At 55.3% G+C, this 16,643-nt stretch carries 21 protein-coding genes, 1 tRNA gene and 1 pseudogene; 11 read left to right on the top strand and 12 right to left on the bottom strand.

Going from position 1 to position 16,643, the window contains the following annotated elements:
• Positions 1-738: 738 nt before the first annotated feature.
• Both HOJ95_13380 and tadA read right to left on the bottom strand, forming a co-directional pair.
• A tRNA-Ser gene (locus HOJ95_13380) sits at positions 739-830 on the bottom strand.
• A gap of 43 nt (positions 831-873) precedes the next feature.
• Positions 874-1,416 (bottom strand): tRNA adenosine(34) deaminase TadA, encoded by a 543-nt coding sequence (tadA, locus tag HOJ95_13375; GenBank protein ID MBT6395689.1) that lies wholly within the window; start codon positions 1,414-1,416, stop codon positions 874-876.
• Between the two features lie 441 nt (positions 1,417-1,857).
• Here tadA and HOJ95_13370 point away from each other — a divergent pair, with 441 nt between their 5' ends.
• The 6 genes from HOJ95_13370 (at position 1,858) to HOJ95_13345 (ending at position 5,950) form a co-directional block, all read left to right on the top strand.
• Positions 1,858-2,616, top strand: a complete 759-nt coding sequence (locus HOJ95_13370; protein MBT6395688.1) for a creatininase family protein — start codon at positions 1,858-1,860, stop codon at positions 2,614-2,616.
• Between the two features lie 2 nt (positions 2,617-2,618).
• Positions 2,619-3,464 (top strand): alpha/beta hydrolase, encoded by an 846-nt coding sequence (locus tag HOJ95_13365; protein MBT6395687.1) that lies wholly within the window; start codon positions 2,619-2,621, stop codon positions 3,462-3,464.
• Positions 3,465-3,711: 247 nt separating this feature from the next.
• A complete protein-coding gene (locus HOJ95_13360) occupies positions 3,712-4,278 on the top strand; it encodes a hypothetical protein (GenBank protein ID MBT6395686.1) in 567 nt (188 codons plus the stop codon).
• Between the two features lie 28 nt (positions 4,279-4,306).
• Positions 4,307-4,987 carry a cyclase family protein gene (locus HOJ95_13355; protein MBT6395685.1) on the top strand — a complete coding sequence of 227 codons (681 nt, stop codon included), beginning with the start codon at positions 4,307-4,309 and terminating at the stop codon, positions 4,985-4,987.
• 54 nt (positions 4,988-5,041) lie between these two features.
• A complete protein-coding gene (locus HOJ95_13350; GenBank protein ID MBT6395684.1) occupies positions 5,042-5,551 on the top strand; it encodes a hypothetical protein in 510 nt (169 codons plus the stop codon).
• 9 nt (positions 5,552-5,560) lie between these two features.
• Positions 5,561-5,950 (top strand): hypothetical protein, encoded by a 390-nt coding sequence (locus HOJ95_13345; protein MBT6395683.1) that lies wholly within the window; start codon positions 5,561-5,563, stop codon positions 5,948-5,950.
• Between the two features lie 131 nt (positions 5,951-6,081).
• On the opposite strand, the gene msrB is transcribed toward HOJ95_13345, so the two are convergent.
• The 6 genes and pseudogenes from msrB to HOJ95_13315 form a co-directional block, all read right to left on the bottom strand.
• On the bottom strand, positions 6,082-6,480 hold the full coding sequence (gene msrB, locus HOJ95_13340; protein MBT6395682.1) for a peptide-methionine (R)-S-oxide reductase MsrB: 399 nt from the start codon (positions 6,478-6,480) through the stop codon (positions 6,082-6,084).
• Positions 6,481-6,508: 28 nt separating this feature from the next.
• Complete coding sequence (locus tag HOJ95_13335; protein MBT6395681.1) at positions 6,509-6,961, bottom strand: YaiI/YqxD family protein; 453 nt, start codon at positions 6,959-6,961, stop codon at positions 6,509-6,511.
• 57 nt (positions 6,962-7,018) lie between these two features.
• A pseudogene (locus HOJ95_13330) lies at positions 7,019-7,378 on the bottom strand (redoxin domain-containing protein).
• A gap of 15 nt (positions 7,379-7,393) precedes the next feature.
• Positions 7,394-7,540, bottom strand: a complete 147-nt coding sequence (locus HOJ95_13325) for a hypothetical protein (protein MBT6395680.1) — start codon at positions 7,538-7,540, stop codon at positions 7,394-7,396.
• Positions 7,541-7,678: 138 nt separating this feature from the next.
• Positions 7,679-8,011: a redoxin domain-containing protein gene (locus HOJ95_13320; protein ID MBT6395679.1), complete on the bottom strand. Its 333-nt coding sequence runs from the start codon at positions 8,009-8,011 to the stop codon at positions 7,679-7,681.
• A gap of 18 nt (positions 8,012-8,029) precedes the next feature.
• On the bottom strand, positions 8,030-8,176 hold the full coding sequence (locus HOJ95_13315; GenBank protein MBT6395678.1) for a hypothetical protein: 147 nt from the start codon (positions 8,174-8,176) through the stop codon (positions 8,030-8,032).
• A gap of 284 nt (positions 8,177-8,460) precedes the next feature.
• Between HOJ95_13315 and HOJ95_13310 the strand changes: the two genes are divergently transcribed.
• From HOJ95_13310 to HOJ95_13300, 3 genes are all read left to right on the top strand, one after another.
• A complete protein-coding gene (locus tag HOJ95_13310; GenBank protein MBT6395677.1) occupies positions 8,461-8,736 on the top strand; it encodes a hypothetical protein in 276 nt (91 codons plus the stop codon).
• A gap of 165 nt (positions 8,737-8,901) precedes the next feature.
• Entirely contained in the window at positions 8,902-9,261 is a 360-nt protein-coding gene (locus tag HOJ95_13305; GenBank protein ID MBT6395676.1) for a cupin domain-containing protein, read from the top strand.
• Between the two features lie 36 nt (positions 9,262-9,297).
• Complete coding sequence (locus HOJ95_13300; protein ID MBT6395675.1) at positions 9,298-9,966, top strand: hypothetical protein; 669 nt, start codon at positions 9,298-9,300, stop codon at positions 9,964-9,966.
• 27 nt (positions 9,967-9,993) lie between these two features.
• Here HOJ95_13300 and hflC read toward each other — a convergent pair whose 3' ends face one another.
• From hflC to HOJ95_13280, 4 genes are all read right to left on the bottom strand, one after another.
• On the bottom strand, positions 9,994-10,878 hold the full coding sequence (gene hflC / locus HOJ95_13295) for a protease modulator HflC (GenBank protein ID MBT6395674.1): 885 nt from the start codon (positions 10,876-10,878) through the stop codon (positions 9,994-9,996).
• Positions 10,875-11,900, bottom strand: a complete 1,026-nt coding sequence (gene hflK, locus HOJ95_13290) for an FtsH protease activity modulator HflK (GenBank protein ID MBT6395673.1) — start codon at positions 11,898-11,900, stop codon at positions 10,875-10,877. The genes hflC and hflK overlap by 4 nt, the downstream gene beginning before the upstream one ends.
• Before the next feature lie 106 nt (positions 11,901-12,006).
• On the bottom strand, positions 12,007-12,966 hold the full coding sequence (locus HOJ95_13285; protein ID MBT6395672.1) for a ribokinase: 960 nt from the start codon (positions 12,964-12,966) through the stop codon (positions 12,007-12,009).
• Positions 12,953-13,948, bottom strand: a complete 996-nt coding sequence (locus HOJ95_13280) for a nucleoside hydrolase (GenBank protein MBT6395671.1) — start codon at positions 13,946-13,948, stop codon at positions 12,953-12,955. The genes HOJ95_13285 and HOJ95_13280 overlap by 14 nt, the downstream gene beginning before the upstream one ends.
• A 439-nt stretch (positions 13,949-14,387) precedes the next feature.
• Between HOJ95_13280 and HOJ95_13275 the strand changes: the two genes are divergently transcribed.
• Entirely contained in the window at positions 14,388-16,490 is a 2,103-nt protein-coding gene (locus tag HOJ95_13275) for a hydantoinase/oxoprolinase family protein (protein ID MBT6395670.1), read from the top strand.
• Between the two features lie 14 nt (positions 16,491-16,504).
• Positions 16,505-16,643: hypothetical protein (locus tag HOJ95_13270; protein ID MBT6395669.1), on the top strand; the 139-nt coding region annotated here is incomplete at its 3' end.

The following is a 16,643-nucleotide window of genomic DNA, read 5'->3' as shown; positions in this document are numbered from 1 at the left end:
GCTTAAAAAAAATTGGGCCACCGCCAACTATGCGGAACTTTTCGAGCGTGTTGGGTTTTAGGCCAAGGAAATGAGCAGCCTGTGGGGTAGTAAGTAGTGGCGAGAGAGGAATATTCTGGGAATCGACAGTTAGTGTTTCTTTACTGGCTTGTTCATACATCACCAATCCTGAGAGTTTGTTAAAATTACGCGGGCAGTTCTTTCCTGCCTAACGCTTTATATCGGCTCCTGAAAATTTACAACTCCAAATCACAAGAAAATCTAAATATGTTCACAAGTTCACTTTCATTTTCAATATTAGCCTTTCACAGCCTCGCTTTTCCCCGAAGGCACCAGTGTGTTTTTAATAGTGTGAAACCTTCATACGTTTGACCGTATGAGGGTCTACGGGCATTTTTATAAAGGCTTCTGGAGTTTATTTGCAGAAATTTTGTCGTGAAGGGGTTAGATTACCGATATGGTCCTAGGCCATGGACTAGGCCGATGACACGGGTGCCAGGAGAAAAGACCCCTTCGTGCTTAGTGGCAAGCGATCCCGATTCTGATCTCCTTTGGCCGGGAAACACCTATCGGGATCTAAAAAGGCCCCTAGTAAAAAGGGGCCTTTTTTTATATGAATAAGAGTTGAAACTAATCTTGGTGCTGACATGGTGCTGACACGAGAAATTACGGGATGTTCAATTAACAGAGCAAAACACCAGAAGAGAATAGTTAAACGAAGAAATAATAAGAAGTTAATGGCGGAGAGGGAGGGATTCGAACCCCCGGTACGGTTGCCCGCACAACAGATTTCGAGTCTGCCGCCTTAAGCCAGGCTCGGCCACCTCTCCGTGGCAAGCGGCTCCTGCGGGAGCCGGATGAAGTATGGTTGAACTAGCGCTGCGCCTCGCGCGCCTCGCGGGCGATGCGACGCCGCTCTCCAAAAAAAGCGCGTAGCAAGGTAGCGCTCTCGTCTGCGAGAACACCCCTCGTGATGGGAATCCTGTGGTTCACCCGCGGGTCCGAGGGAATGTCGAACAGCGAACCGCAGGCCCCGCCCTTGGAATCAACGGCGCCAAACACAAGCCGGGCAATACGCGAGTTTACCAATGCCCCCGCACACATCGGGCACGGCTCCAGGGTGACATACATCGTCGCACCATCGAGGCGCCAGATGCCGTCGTAATTGGCAGCCTCCCGGAGTGCGAGAATTTCAGCATGCGCCGTCGGGTCGCAGGCGGCCTCGCGCCGATTGTAGCCTCGGCCGAGCACCACGCCATCGCGCACAATAAGCGCGCCCACGGGCACATCGCCCGCCTTCTCGGCCTCCTCGGCAAGCCCCAGCGCCTCGGCCATCCAACGATGATCCTCGCGCGCCTGATCCAGCGAATGAATCTCCAAATCTCTCTCCTTGGCCCCACATGAGGGCACAAACATTCTACCACTCCGTCCATACCGGCGTGCTAATAAACCACGATACCGGCCCCGGAGCAAGGGCAGATCGGGCTGAGCCCGACTCGGGCCGAGATGAGTCCGAGGTCAACCCAGGCATGTGGCGGGGGCACGCCCCCAGGGAGGATATCTCGATCAGGGCCCAAGCAATCCAACCCGCTCTCGCTTTTTGTCAAACTGGAAATTCGCACAAAGCTGCCCCCTAAGGAGCGAGCCCGCCATCCAAGGCTAGGCTCCCCGCTGGCAGATGCCTCCAACCATCCTGGGGGCCCAATCTCCCGTGCACGATGCGCCCCTTATGCCCCCCGGTTGCCCGGCAGCCCAAAACCTGCGAGGCTTTCCGTGGATACGAAAAACCCCTGGTTTTCAAACCTTTTAACTCTTATTCCGATGCGCGAGCGAGCCCCGCGCCAAGAGGTGCTGCCAATGAGATGGGAAGAACTCAGCTGGCCCCAGCACGAAACACAGGTCGCCGCCGGCGCAACCGTCGTCATGCCCTTTGCCGCCATCGAGCAGCACGGGCCACACAACCCGGTCGCCGTCGATACCCACTTGGCCACCGCCGTCTGCCAAAAGGCCACCGACGATCTAGACAATGTCCTGCTCACCCCGACCATGTGGGCCGGCCAATCACCCCACCACATGGAATTTGCGGGCACGCTAACCCTCTCGCTCGAAACCTACACCGCCGTGATACAAGACCTCGTCACCTCGGTCGCGCGCCACGGCTATAAAAAAGTCCTCCTCGTCAACGGCCACGGCGGCAACATCGCCCCGCTCCAGGCGGCTGCCCTTCAACTCAAACACAACCTGGGCATCACCCTCTGGATGGTCACCTACTTCAAACTCGGCAACGAGGCCGCCGCCGAGCACCGAATCGGCGAGGTCGGGAGCATGGCCCACAGCGGCGAATTCGAAACCTCGATGATGCTCCACCTGCGACCCGACCTGGTGGATATGTCCCTCGCAGAAAAAAACGTCTGGACGCGTCCCCATCCCCTCGCAACCCAGGACATGCACAAGGGCGGCCTCCTGAATGCGCCAGCCGATTTCACCCGGGCAACCAAGCCCTCCGGTGTTTCGGGCGACCCGACTGTAGCCACCGCCGAGAACGGCGCAATATTCTACGAGGCAACAGCCGAGCGCCTCCGCGATATCATCGAAACCCTCCACGCCCAGCGATAACCATGGCCCGAATCGCCGGAGAGTCGCCGCGCACCGCCCGCCATGTGAGAATATCGCCCGGCACCGTTGCCGATCCTGTTGTTCTTTGCTGCGAGATTGCAGGCGGCGGCCCACCCGTTATGCTCATCCATGGTTTGGGCGACAGCATATGGGTCTGGCGGAACCTTATCCCCACCCTATCGCCCCGCTCGCGCGTACTCGCCCTTGAACTCAGGGGCCATGGCCGCTCCTCCAGTCCACACGAATCTTTTACCGCCGCCGATATGGCTAGCGATATCCACCGCCTTTCAGAGGAGCTAAGCGCCAAGCGCCCGCTCCTTATCGCGCAAGGCTTTGGCGCGCGCCTCGCCCTCCTTCTCGCAGTTGAGAAACCTGAGTTTCCATCGGCGCTGGTGCTCATCGGCGCCAATACCGGCCCACCGAACGCCGCCGCGATCAGTGCAATGAAAAACCACGTCCTGGCCGGTGAAATGTCAGCCGCCTACAAAGCAAAACGAGACATCATTCCACCCCCGCGCGGAATGAGCCCCCAAGAGCGCGCCGAGCACCACCGCCTCTTTATGAGAAACAATCCCGCAGGTTTGGCCGCAGCCCTCGCCGCTGCCGAGGAGGCCCCCAACTTGATTGAGCGCTTCGGCGATATCGAATGCCCCACCCTCGCGGTGGCAGGCGAGTTCGATGAGCCGCGCATCAAAGCCCTTGAAGGGATGGCCGCAAATATGCACAACTGCACGGCGGCCATTATCGAGGGCTCGGGCCACTACCCCCAGCTAGACTCGCCCGAGGCTTTCGAAACCGTTCTTCTTGATTTTCTGGAAAATCTCGGGCTCATCGACCCCAGACAATAGCCAATCCCCATACACGTGAAACCGCAACAAGACAGAATTGATCAGTGATATATTCAGTCCTTCAACCTAATACAGCGCTCCTGCCCTGGGAATATTTGTCTGAGACTCCCGCTGATTTCGCTAAAAATCTTGCGGACTTAGGTCTTGTTTTTATTATCTAGACTATATTGTATTAAATATATTCGTACGATATGATTTTTTTAATCTCATGTTTCTCCACATCGCTCACCCTTTAGGAGATGTTCACATGAAAATCCACATTGCAATCGCAATTTCTCTTCTCTTTGGCCTCACCACATTCTCTACACAAGTAGAGGCGCATAAATCCGACGCCACCCTCATAGCAAAAATCCGCCAGGCGACGGCCAAGTATCTGGACGTGAAAAATGCCAAGGCGGATGGCTACAGAATGGCATCCAATATGGTACCCAACATGGGCTACCATTTTAGAAACGCGAAAATCCGAGGATTCGAAGTCGACAAGCCGAATCTTCTCCTCTACATCAAGCACGATGACGGCAGCTTCCAGCTCGCGGGCGTCGAGTGGGGCTGGCCCAAGGGGAAACAGCCCAAATCGCTTCCCTTTAAAAATGCCCAGTGGCGCGACCATGGCGCCGCCTGCCACTACAAGGATGGCACCGAAACTCATAAAGCCTCGCCCAAGAGTTGCCCGAAAAAGAGCCCCAAGACTGGCGTTCAGTTCGCGGCCTGGCATCCGACACTTTCGACCGTTCACGTCTGGGCCTGGTACCCGAATCCTGCGGGAGCGTTCAAGTCTCATAACATGGCGCTGGCCCCATTCAACAAGAACTAGGTGTATAAATTTCAAGGAGAATCGCTGAATGTCTCGCCTTATTGACCTGACCGCCCCGCTGGGGCACCCGGACCTTTGCCTCGTCCCGACGTTTCCCGAGGTCGTGTTCTCTCGCTTTCATGAACACGACACCCACGGGCGGCAAAACAGCGCCGTCACCATGGCAATTCATCAGGGCACCCACCTTGATTCCCCGAATCATTTTTATGCCGACGGGGTGACGATAGACGAGATGCCGCTAGAGACTTTTTGCGGGCGCTCGGTGAAGATCGATGTGCGGGCAACCACCCAAAAAGAACAACCCATCACGAAAGCCCACATCGAGGCCTCACCCGGCTTTGATCCGGAGCGGCTAAAAGATGCCATCGGCGTTTCATGGTCGGGCTGGTCGAAAAAAGCGCTATTTACACCAGAATACTTTGGGCCCAACCCCTATCTCGACGCCGAGGCGGTGAATTTTTTATGCGACTGCGGCATCAAGGCGTTGTGCATGGACCACGCCATCGACCCCGGCATGCGCCCAAACAGCACCGTCTCGAAAGGCGACTCTCCCGGCCACCGAGCGGCCTTGGGCCGGGGCGTTCCGCTCATTGAGCACGTCATTAACCTTGAAACGTTTGATGAGACCGAATTTGAAATGTTCGCGTTTCCAATGAAGCTCTACAAAATCGAGGGCGCCCCAGCCAGGGTAGTGGCACGAGTGGGGTAGGTGAACAACTATTAAATCTTAATACTTAATTTCATCATTCAGGGGGGTTCCTTCATGCCGGTATCTAAGGTGAGCGGATTTTATTTCAATTCCAATCCGGAAGGAAAAAAACGGAGACTCGGCCAGCGGCACGCCGATCCCGCCAAGACACCCTGGACACCGATGACAAAACCCCTTTCCGAATGCAAGGTGGCGCTAATTTCAACCGCCGGTATTTACATGAAGGGGGATGAGTCGTTCGACTATGAACGCGAGCGGCGCGAGTTCATTTGGGGAGACCCCACCCACCGAGAGATTCCGCGGGAGGCGGGGCAGGATGATGTCGAATACAGCCACCTGCACATCGACACATCGTTTTTAAAAAAAGATAGAAACGTCGCCTGGCCTGTGGATATTTTCTTGGGCTACGAGCGGGAGGGGAAAATCGCTGCCCTGACTGAGACCCTCTACTCCATCATGGGCTACATCCCGAACTTTAATCCGCTGGTGAAGCAGACCGCGCCCAAGATGATAGCCAAGATGAAGGGCGAGGGTGTCGAGGCGGCGTTTTTGTTTCCCGTCTGACCACTCTGCGTGCGGTCCGGAGGACTGCTCCAGCGGGAAATAGAGAAGGCCGGAATCCCTACCGTATCCATCAGCAATATCCCTGAGACGACCGAGCGGGTCTGCGTGCCTCGGGCGGCATTTATTCAGTTTCCCTTCGGGAGACAATTAGGCGAAGTGGGGGATCGCGCGGGCCAGCGCCGTATTTGCGATGACATGTGCGATCTTCTCGAAGGGGCTACAGCGGCACCCAGCTACCGCCACCTCCCGTATGAATGGCCCGAGCCGCCCGAGAAAACAAAATGGCAACCGGACATTCCGGCTCCGATACACGGGTACCGCGAAAAAAATCCGGAAGGCGAGGCCCGCCTTTTAAAAGCCTACGGGGATGATGAGCGAATCGAATATTCTGATGGATAGGCTTTGAGTGAGTAGCGAGGAGCCTGCCCTCGGTCAAGGCATGTGGATAGGCGAATTCAGATTAAAATAAACGAAAGGGCCGGGACAATCTCCCGGCCTTTTTTATTTGGGATAAAATTCCGGCAAGGCGGCTAGCTTTTCCTATCCAACACTATCGAAACCGAGTTGATGCAGTAGCGCTGGCCGGTGGGTGGCGGGCCGTCGGGGAAGATGTGGCCGAGGTGCCCCTCGCAGGCGGCGCAGACGACCTCGACCCGGCGCATGCCGTGGGTGACGTCTTCAATCTCGGTGACGTTCTCTTTACTCACCGGCTCCCAGAAGCTGGGCCAGCCCGAGCCCGAGTCAAATTTTTTATCCGAGGTGAATAGCGGTGTCTCACAGCAGATGCAGTTGTAGGTGCCCTCGTCTTTGCAACCATCGTATTCGCCCGAAAAGGGGGGCTCGGTTGCGGCTTGGCGGGTGACGGTATACTGCTCGGGGGTTAGCTGGTCACGCCACTGGGCATCGGTCTTGGTTATTTTTGGGGCCATGGGGTTTCCCTTTTGAAGAGAAGGCGCTTTATCGATTCATTCGCCGGGTGAGTTCGCGATCAAGGGCGGAAGCGAATTTGTGGGTGTCGGTGGCTTCCATCTCGCGGGGGCCGCCCTGGACGAGCCCCCCCTGGCGCAGGTCGCTCATGAGATTGCGGGCCGAGAGGCGCTCGCCGATGTTTTCCTCATCGTAAACATGGCCCCTCGGATCGATAGCCACGCCCCCGGCGCCCACGATACGGGACGCCAGGGGGACATCGGCTGTGATGACGATATCATCGGGACCCGCTTCCTCGGCGATTCGATTGTCGGCCGCATCGAAATCATTGGGCACGACGATCATCGAGAAAAGCGGCGAGGGGGGAGCGCTCATCACCTGGTTGGCGACGAGGACGGTCTCGATTTCAAGCCGCTCGGCCGCCCGAAAGAGAATTTCTTTGACCACTTTCGGGCAGGCATCGGCGTCTATCCAGATTTTCAATTCAGGTGCGCCCTCTAAAAAATTCAAACCCGGCTTCAAATACTATTTCCAAAAAAATTATTTCCCGGCCTCGGCCGCCATTTTCTTTCTATGGGCGACGGCCTGGAGAACATCCTGCCAGACGAGACGACCAAGAGGCCCCGAGCTATAGACTGAGATGTTGACCTCGCCCTTGGGGTTGAGCAGGAAGTTCGTGGTGTGGAGATAGGTTCTTTCCCTGCGACCCTTATCGGGCGCCCAGAGCGCGCCGGTGAGCTCGGAAATTTTGGCCGGGTCGAGGCTATGGCCCACCGGGAAGTTCACTTTGCTCGCCTCGATTGATTCAAGTGCTTCATTTTCGGGGTCGGTCGAGGCTGCGATGACCTTGATGCCCTCTGCTTCTAGTTTTTCTCCCGCCCGGGAGAAGGCCGCTAGCTGCGCGAGTCAATAGGGTCACCAGTGGCTGCGGTAGAACAAGACGACTCCCCAGGAGCCGTTGAGGTCGCCTGGCAGGGAGATTTTCCCGCCGCCGACCTTGTCCATCTCGATATGGGGGAACATATCGCCCGTATCGAGGATGAGATCGTTCACCTTCGGCATGATCGATTTCTCCTAAATAATAGATATGGGGCAGAGGGTTGATTTTACAGCAGATATCTCATTATACCAACACCCAAGGCCGGGAGCGCGCGGCCCCCGGCCCGGGTGAGCGATATGCTAATGAGCGGCATGTGGCACTTACTTGCCGGCAGCCATTTTCTTCATGTACTGGACGACGGCGTGAACATCCTGCCAGACGAGGCGCCCGATGGGCCCTGAGCTGTAGACGCCCACGGCGACGGTACCGTCGGGTTTAACGAGGTAGCCCGTGCTGTGGAGAATCGAGCGCTTCTCTTCATAGAAGCACCCCGTGAGCTCCGAGATGGCTTTGTTGTCAAGACCATAGCCCATGGGAAATTCTAACCCACACTCATCGATTGTCCCTTGCGCCTGCTCCTCCGTGTCCACGGAGGCTGCAACAACCTTGATACCTTCCTCGGCGAGCTTTGAGGCCCGCGAGAAGGCAGTCAGTTGCTGCTTGCAGTAGGGTCACCAGTGTCCCCGATAGAATAAGACGACACCCCAGGAACCAGCCAAATCGCCAGGCAGCGAGATTTTACCGCCCCCAACCTGGTCAATTTCGATACTCGGAAACGGCTCTCCCGAATCGAGCATCTTGTCGGTCATGCGTGGCATTAATATGCCCTCCGAAAAAAATTAGAGTACGAGAAGCGGCCAGGACGCTCCCGGCCGCACTTCTGCCTAAATGGTTGTCAGTGGAGTCCCCCGAGCGCTTTTTATACTGATATGGTGGCCTGATTTCAATCACCCGGCCCCGCTACGGGCAGGCCCCCGCCATGTGGTTGATGTTTCAAGGGGATGCCTCCCCATCCGGGCGGTATTGACGCCGCAGTCCCGATGCCGCATCCTTGCCTTCGCTGGCATTCGAGCATGTATAACCGATATTCAGGAGATGTTAGATGGGCGAGAAAGTTCCCTGCGAGTACAGCAAAATTTTTCCCTGCGAGGACTGCAAAAAGTCCGAGAGCGGTTGCGCCAGGGAGGTGGAACTCACTGAAGATGATGCGGAGCGTTATCTGCCACGTGAGGGCCAGAATAACCTGATCATCCCGAAGGACTGCCCCTCGCCGCCGATGGCCAGTGTCATCCGCTACGGTCCCGACTATTACGTAATCAAGGCCGGGCGCGTCATCCGGAAGGGATTCGAAAGAACACTTCCGGCCTACAAGCAATAGCCACCAGCCAATCCAGCACAAAAGCTCTTTCATAAATGCTTTTGGCAACCCACCGCAAAGGTGAGTTGCGCCCTCCGATGCACCGCGCTTTTATCTTCCCCGCAGTACGCTACAATCAACACATATAGACTTACACATGCGTATCACGCCTTAGGGGAGAAAAAGATGCCGGCTCAAAAGTTCAGCTGGGATGAAATGCCCGCCGAGCAGGTCACGGACACTTTTAGCCGCAAGATGATCGTCGGCGTCAAAGAGATGCTCTGTTGGCTCGAACTCAAGCCGGGCTGCGTCGTACCCGAGCACGCCCACGAGAACGAGCAGATATCACATGTGCTCAAGGGCCACCTCCGGTTTGTCGTGGATGGTGAGACCATCGAAATCGGCCCGGGCGAGAGCCTGCTCATCCCTCCCAACGCACGACACTCTGCCGAGGTGCTGGGTGATGAGACGGTTCTTGATTATGACATCTTCAGCCCGCCCCGCGCGGATTGGCTGGACGGCACAGACGATTATCTCAAAAAATAGCGCACATAAAATCAACCGCAGATGGGAGGCGAGACCATGCGAAACTGGATACGAGCGGGAAGTCTGGGAGCAGCACTACTGCTGCTGGCGAGCCTATGGGGTTGCACCACCTCTTATGTGCAGCGCCCGGTCACCCTGCGCTACGAGGGCCCGAAGAGTGGCACCCTAATCGACCCATCCGTTCAGGCTTTCCCGAATATCATCATCGTCCCATTCGTGGACCTGAGAAGAAAGAAAAGCTCCTTTGGCACCTACCATTGGGGAGGTCTCTCGGTCGACTTCATATCAGGGCGTGAAACAGTGGCCACAGGGGTCACCCGCCTGGTGCGGGATTTTCTTCTCAAAGCAGGTATGAAACCCGTCAACGGGAAATGGAACGGCCGACTCGACTCCCTGCCCGGCATACAGGGGGAACATGCCATTTATGGCGAGATAGAGCGTCTCGATTTTTCAGGAAAGGGGCGCTTCTATGAGGCGAAAAACAAAGGTACCATCCGCCTGATTATCAAATGGGGAAATCGGAGTTCCAGGAAAATCGTGACCCGAAAGGTGGAAATCACCCCCAACACGCGGGAGATCCACCTTTTTACTTCTGACTTCAATCACGTCGAGCGAATGGAAGGGCTTATCCGAAGTTCAGTGAACAGGGCGATACGAGAGGGGCTTACCACCCTGTTCAATTCACCCACTGACCGGGGCCGGTAAGCAAAACACCGGCCCCAACAACCGCGATTACTTTCCCCCGCTCGAGCTTTTCAGGAATTTCAAAAACTCGCTATCGGCCGGGAGCATCAGTGTTGTTTTGTCTTTCAACGATGCCCGGTAGACCTCAAGGCTCTTATTGAAAGCGTAAAACTCGCTGTCCTGCCCGAATGCCTCGGCAGTGATTTCAATACTCTTTGCGTCGCCCTCACCCTTGATTTTCTGCTCTTCCTCATAGGCCCCAGCCAGAAGAATATCGCGCTCGCGATCCGTTTCAGCCCGGATCTTTTGCGCCTTCTCCCTACCTACGGAGCGGTATTGGCGGGCAATTCTATTCCGCTCGGCCTGCATGCGGCCGAAGATCGCCTTGAGGTTCTGCTCAGGTAGATCAGCGCGCTTGAGCCGGACATCCACAATATCGATACCGTACTTGACAGCTTTACGGTTGCTCTCTTTTGTAACCTGGTTCATCAGTTCGGCGCGATCGTGGGCGACGATATCCACCAGGTCCTTTCGGCCGAGTTCGAGCCGCAATTCACTGTAAATAATATCGTCGAGACGCGCCTGGGCACCCACCTCATCGCGGACCGTGCGGAGGAACTTAAGCGGATCGACAATGCGCCAGCGCGAGAAGTTATCGACCACGAGCGATTTTTTATCCTGCGTAATGATCTCGGTGGGGTTTGAGTCATATTCCAAAAGTCGCTTATCAAAGAACGTCAACTGCTCTATAAAAGGAGTACGGTAGTTCAGGCCAGCGCTCCGAATTGTGCGCACCGGCTTACCCAGCCTTGTCACAACTACCTGCTGATCTTCGCGTACAGTAAAAAACACAGTGTTTATCAAAATCACAGCCAACACGGCAACGACCAGCAGGCCGATGGTTTTCTTTGGAATGGGAGGCGCTTGTGTCATTTCTTGATCTCCTTCAACCCATCGCCTCTGAGCGAGAGAATGGGTAAAACGCCAGACCCATTTTTTCCATCCAGGATAAATTTATCCACGGTCGGCATGACATCTTTCATCATTTCAAGGTAGAGACGCTTTCGGGTAATTTCGGGCGCCTTTTTATATTCCCTCACCGTGGCAAGGAAGCGATTCGCATCGCCCCGCGCCTGGCGAATCTTCGTCTCCCGGTAGGCCTCGGCACGGCGAAGTATCTGGGCGCGCTTACCCCGCGCCTCGGGAATGATCTGATTCTGGTATCCCTGGGCCTCGTTGATCAGGCGGTTTTGGTCCTCCCGCGCGCTGGCAACATCCTTGAACGACTGAATGACCTCCTTGGGTGGAGTGACGTCCTGTAGCTGGACCGCCACCACGGTAAGCCCGCTGTCGTACTTGTTCAAAATGTTTTGAATCTCGCCCAGGGTCTGTTGCTGGATAACACCCTTTCCTGTCGTCAGCGCCTCGTCGATAGGTTTACTACCAACCACCTGACGCACAGCGGCCTCGGCTGCATGGCCGACTGTCGTCTGGGGATTACGCACATTGAACAGATATTTTGCGGCGTCTGAAATCCGGTACTGCACGATTACATCCAGATCCACCATATTTTCATCACCAGTCAGCATCCGCGATTCATTCGGCTTGTCAGAATAGCGGGCGGGTGGACCGGGATCTATCGTCCTGAACCCAAGCTCGATTCGCTTAACCTCGGTGACTTTCGGGGTATAGACCCGCTCTATCGGGAAAGGAATATGATAGTTCAGGCCGGATGAAGTCACTCGATTCATTGCGCCGTACCTGAGAACAATTCCCTGCTCGTCAGGCCCTACGGTGTAAATTCCGGATAACAGCCACAGGGCTATCGCAATCACGACAATTAGCGCACCGGGTAGTTTCATGTTCGGCATACGAAATTCGGGTAATTTGATCTGTGGCGGTCCCATTCCGCCACCTTGTTTTCTCGACTTAAATTCATCCCAATCCATCGGCATGAACAATTCTCCTAGCGGCTAATTTCAAAAGAAATATGACGAGCATAAAAATCGCCTCTTTAATACAAGACACGAACCGTAGTGTGGTTAATAGTTGAAGTCAACCTCAAGAAATCGGCTTCCAACTTAACCCTTTCATAGCTCTCAGAATAGCCCGCCGGGATGGGACACCTCCCTGGGCCCCTTTTTTCCGAACGGAAAGCGAAGCCGCTGCAACTGCGAAACGGGCAGAATCCAATATAGACGCTCCATCGGTCAGCGAGGCCGCAAATGCCCCCGAAAAAACATCGCCCGCGCCCGTGGTATCGACTACTAGAATGCCTCCTTGAGGCTTTATCCAGCCGATTCCCTCATCAGAATGGACCAATGCTCCGTTTCTCCCCGCCGTTAGTACTACTGCGCCAACTCCCATTTTCCGTATCGCTCGGCAATGGCTTAAAAAATCTGAATCACTTTGAGATTCCTTTTGTTTGGAAAGCTTGGCGGCCTCTCCCTCATTAAGAATGATGACATCAATTAGAGAAAAGAAATTTGCCGGAAATGAACGGGGCGCCGGGGCGGGGTTTAGTATGGTAATGGCGCCGCGCCGCCTAGCCGCCCGATATGCGGTGGCAACAGAGGCGATGGGTATTTCCAACTGCGCTAAAACTACTTTTCCATATTCAAGCACTCCCGCTGAAACCTGCAACCGGCGGGGAGTCAGCCGCATATTCGCCCCTGAGGATACGGCAATCTGATTCTCGCCCTTTTTGTCCACCACAATTAGCGCAGTTCCCGTAGGAGCCGGATCGATGAAAAGCCCCTTGCGCTGAATTCCCTCGGAAACAAGATGTTTTCGGTAATCCACGCCATGGCGGTCAGTCCCCGTCATCGACACAAACCGAACTTGGGCGCCAGCCTTGAGCGCGGCAAGTGCTTGGTTGGCTCCCTTTCCGCCCCAGTACTCCCGGCACTCGCCACCCAGGACCGTCTCGCCCGGCCCGGGGAGTTTATCCGTCTCAATGACGATATCGACATTGGCACTGCCGATAACCAGGACACCCGCTCCTTTTTTAGACCCAGCCACGGTAGGCTCCCAGCCTTTTCAAAAAGAACCGAAGAAAACGCTTTGCATCCACACCAAGCGCTACATCCACCCCAGGCGCGGCTTTCGAGGAGACTCCCGCCCCGGCTCGAAGATCGACTACTGTCATTCCCCTTGCTGGGCCAGTGCCGCACTCAACCGACACCGGTCGCCGAAGCGTATCGAGCAGGCCAGGCTCAATCGCCGCCGCAACGGCCAGCGGATCGTGAAGCACTACACCGTCCACACCACGCCGGATTTTCGAGAACCTGGCATAGGGGCTCACAAGTTCACGCAATGCCTTGCGGAACGGACCTCCCCCCTTTAGCGATGCAGACGGAAGAAACGCCTGCCGAGTAACATCGAGGCCGACCATGGTGATCGGCGCCCCACAGTTCATCACCACCTCGGTCGCCTCGGGATCGCAATGCACATTAAACTCCGCCGCCGCAGTGGCGTTCCCCGGCATCCGGGCTGCACCACCCATCACGACAACTCTCCCAACACCCGCTAGGGCATATCTGTCTCGTTTCAAGGCAAGAGCAAGGTTGGTCAGGGGGCCTATCGCGATGATGCGCAACGCCTTGCCATACTCTCGGGCAAGGTCGGCAATAACCTGGTCGGCACTCCGGCTGTCGTTATTGGTACCCAGGGCCGGGAGTGCCCGCTTTTGAAACAAATCGCCCAATCCATCTTTCCCGTGGATGGCATAGGAAATTGTCCTGTCGATCCGACCACGCCTGATCGGCTTGCCTGCTCCGGCATAAACAGGGGGAGCCAGACCTGGCTGCTTCAAATTCTCGTGCAGAAAAGAAACCATGCGGCGGGCATTCCTGTGTGCCATCCGGAGCGGGATATTCCCGTGGACGGTGGTGACGGCGCGGAGTTCCATCTCGGAAGATGCCATGGCCAGAGCCAGGGCAAGTGCGTCATCCACACCCGGATCGCAATCAATTATCGCCGGAAACACCTTTTCTCCTGCCACGCCATATCCCCCTCGTCCCTCAAACCCCTGCGCTCAGAACCCCAAATTCTGTGCTTTATAAAAATTAACTCGTAAAAATTAAAAATCGAAAGAAATCTTGCCCGCTTTACAGCTTTATATGAAAAAAACTTCATTTTGGAGAATCATCCGATCAAAAAAATTAGGCCCAATCATCATAAAATCAAAGATTTGTACGAAATAATACACACGTTTAATTATTTTAATTAAAATTTTTCATGTATACAATAATTTTAGGTCATTGAAAAATAATAAGTTACATTTATACAACAACCCTGGCCATTGACAACTAACAGTTTTTATTGTAGTTATACGTCTTTGTTGTCGCCTCTTTCCTGTTTCCCTTAGGAAAACACGTCAATTTTTGTAACTGCGGGTGGAAGGGAAAACCACCCAATAAACCTCGAGTGATAAACCCCATATGACTACTCAACCACGCCCCAAAGCATCGGCACGGCGAAAGCTGATCGCCGCAATAGATATTGGCGGTACTTTCACCGACATCGTGATTTACGACCTCGGTAGCGGTAAATCCTTGGTCGGGAAATATCTCACCACCTCTCACGATCCATCCATCGGAGCCCTAGCCGGGCTCAGATCGTTGCTCGATGAGTCTGGATTCCGCTTCAAGGAACTTGGCCAAGCCATACATGCCACGACACTGGCCACCAACGCCATCATCGAGCGCAAAGGCGCCACCACCGGCCTCGTAACCACCAAAGGCTTCCAGGATGTCCTCCTCATCGGCCGCGAATCGAGATACGACATTTACGATCTCGTCCCGGAGTTTCCCGAACCACTGGTTCCGGGTCCGATGCGGAGCGAGCTCACCGAGCGCATCTCGGGCACAGGAGAAGTCCTGCAGCCGCTCAGCCCCCAGGAAGTGAAAGTCACCATACAGGAACTCGTCGATAAAGGAGCAAACTCTATCGCCGTGTGCCTGCTTCACTCCTACATCAATTCCGAGCACGAGGACGCCATCGCCGAGGCCATCGTCGAATCGTTCCCGCACATCAACTTCAGCCTCTCGTCCATGGTGTGTCCCGAGATTCGCGAATACGAGAGAACGTCCACAACCGTTGTGAACGCCTATATTCAACCAATCGTTTCGAGATATCTTGAAGACCTCGAAGCGAATCTTGATGATGTACCGCTTTATATCATGCTCTCGAATGGGGGCATTGCCACCGCCGGTTCAGCCTCAAGAACACCTGTCCGGATGATCGAGTCAGGCCCGGCGGGTGGTGCACTTTCGGCCGCCTACTTCGGCGGTCAGAGTGGTTATGAAGATCTGATTGCCTTCGACATGGGCGGCACCACGGCCAAGACCTGCATCATCGAAAAATCCAAACCACATTTTACATTCAACTTCGAAATCGCCCGGGTAAAGCGGTTCAAGAAAAACAGCGGGCTTCCCATCCAGGTTCCCTGCATCGACCTGATCGAGGCCGGAGCTGGTGGCGGGAGCATCGCCTACATCGACGAGATGGGGCTCCTCAAGGTGGGGCCTGAGAGCCAGGGCGCCACACCCGGCCCGGCTTGCTACGGACTCGGCGGCGACAAGCCAACCGTCACCGATGCAGATCTTATTCTGGGCTACATCAACCCAGACTATTTCCTCGGCGGGGTAATGGATATTTTCCCCGAGGCAGCAGCCCAGGCCATCCGGAAAAACATTGCTGAGCCGCTCAAGACCCAGGAAGTTCAGGCCGCTTGGGGTATTCATGAACTCGTAAACGAGACCATGGCCGCCGCCACGCGAATCCAACTCTCCGAGCGCGGAAAAGACCCCCGCAACTTCACGCTCGTCGCGACAGGCGGCGCCGGACCCGTCCACGCATTCCATCTGGCGAGAAAAGTTGGCATCCATCGCATCATCTGCCCGCCTGCGGCTGGGCTCGCCTCAAGCCTGGGACTGCTCACCGTGCCCTTCAAGGTTGATACAGTCGATAGTTATGTCGCCTCGCTTGAGGACATCGATCTGGCAAAGCTCAACACGCTGATGGTCGAGCGGGAAAATCAGTGTCACGACATCCTCAAGGACGCTGGCGTGAAAGAGCGCGACATTAAGATTGAGCGTATGGCCGACATAAGCTTCGAGGGCCAAGGCTTCCCGATGACGGTTCCGATTCCTGCAGGACCGCTCAAGCCGAACCACTTGGAAATTATCGAAAAATCGTTCTTGGACCATTATATCGAAACACACGGTCGCGCCATCAAAGATGTTCCGCTCCGTGTATTCAACTGGCGCATCTTCGGCATCGGCCCCTCTCCTGAAGTCAATTTCAAATTCTCCAACTTCCCCACCAAGGGAAGCGGCAACCCGCTCAAAGGAACACAGCGGATTTTCCTGCCGGAGACCAAGGGATTCAGGAAGGTTAATGTTTACAACCGCTACCTTCTACGGCCAAACCAGAAGTTCAAGGGGCCGGCCCTTGTTGAGGAGCGTGAAACCACAACAGTAATCGGGTCTCGCTCGAATTTTTCGATCGATAAAAACCTGAACCTAATCATTGAGCTGTAGGAGGTAAATCCAAGATGACCCGTAAGGGTATCGACCCGATAACTCTAGAGGTTCTTTGGAGCCGGCTCATTGCCATCGCCGAAGAATCAGCCAGGGAAATTATTCGCACCGCGTTTTCCACTACTGTCCGAGAAACGCAGATGTTTGCTGTCG

The organism is Nitrospinaceae bacterium, from assembly GCA_018669005.1.
Classification (GTDB): domain Bacteria; phylum UBA8248; class UBA8248; order UBA8248; family UBA8248; genus UBA8248.
Note: the sequence above shows the minus strand (reverse complement) of the source record. Positions and strands in the feature narration are given on the sequence as shown.

Bases quoted from the DNA above. Each gene is read 5' to 3' on its own strand.
- HOJ95_13360 (MBT6395686.1), top strand. From the start codon at position 3,712: ATGAAAATCCACATTGCAATCGCAATTTCTCTTCTCTTTGGCCTCACC.
- hflC (MBT6395674.1), bottom strand. From the start codon at position 10,878: ATGACACAAGCGCCTCCCATTCCAAAGAAAACCATCGGCCTGCTGGTC.
- HOJ95_13325 (MBT6395680.1), bottom strand. From the start codon at position 7,540: ATGCCGAAGGTGAACGATCTCATCCTCGATACGGGCGATATGTTCCCC.
- HOJ95_13350 (MBT6395684.1), top strand. From the start codon at position 5,042: ATGCCGGTATCTAAGGTGAGCGGATTTTATTTCAATTCCAATCCGGAA.
- HOJ95_13300 (MBT6395675.1), top strand. From the start codon at position 9,298: ATGCGAAACTGGATACGAGCGGGAAGTCTGGGAGCAGCACTACTGCTG.
- HOJ95_13305 (MBT6395676.1), top strand. From the start codon at position 8,902: ATGCCGGCTCAAAAGTTCAGCTGGGATGAAATGCCCGCCGAGCAGGTC.
- HOJ95_13370 (MBT6395688.1), top strand. From the start codon at position 1,858: ATGAGATGGGAAGAACTCAGCTGGCCCCAGCACGAAACACAGGTCGCC.
- hflK (MBT6395673.1), bottom strand. From the start codon at position 11,900: ATGCCGATGGATTGGGATGAATTTAAGTCGAGAAAACAAGGTGGCGGA.
- HOJ95_13355 (MBT6395685.1), top strand. From the start codon at position 4,307: ATGTCTCGCCTTATTGACCTGACCGCCCCGCTGGGGCACCCGGACCTT.
- HOJ95_13315 (MBT6395678.1), bottom strand. From the start codon at position 8,176: ATGCCACGCATGACCGACAAGATGCTCGATTCGGGAGAGCCGTTTCCG.
- HOJ95_13365 (MBT6395687.1), top strand. From the start codon at position 2,619: ATGGCCCGAATCGCCGGAGAGTCGCCGCGCACCGCCCGCCATGTGAGA.
- tadA (MBT6395689.1), bottom strand. From the start codon at position 1,416: ATGTTTGTGCCCTCATGTGGGGCCAAGGAGAGAGATTTGGAGATTCAT.
- HOJ95_13275 (MBT6395670.1), top strand. From the start codon at position 14,388: ATGACTACTCAACCACGCCCCAAAGCATCGGCACGGCGAAAGCTGATC.
- msrB (MBT6395682.1), bottom strand. From the start codon at position 6,480: ATGGCCCCAAAAATAACCAAGACCGATGCCCAGTGGCGTGACCAGCTA.
- HOJ95_13310 (MBT6395677.1), top strand. From the start codon at position 8,461: ATGGGCGAGAAAGTTCCCTGCGAGTACAGCAAAATTTTTCCCTGCGAG.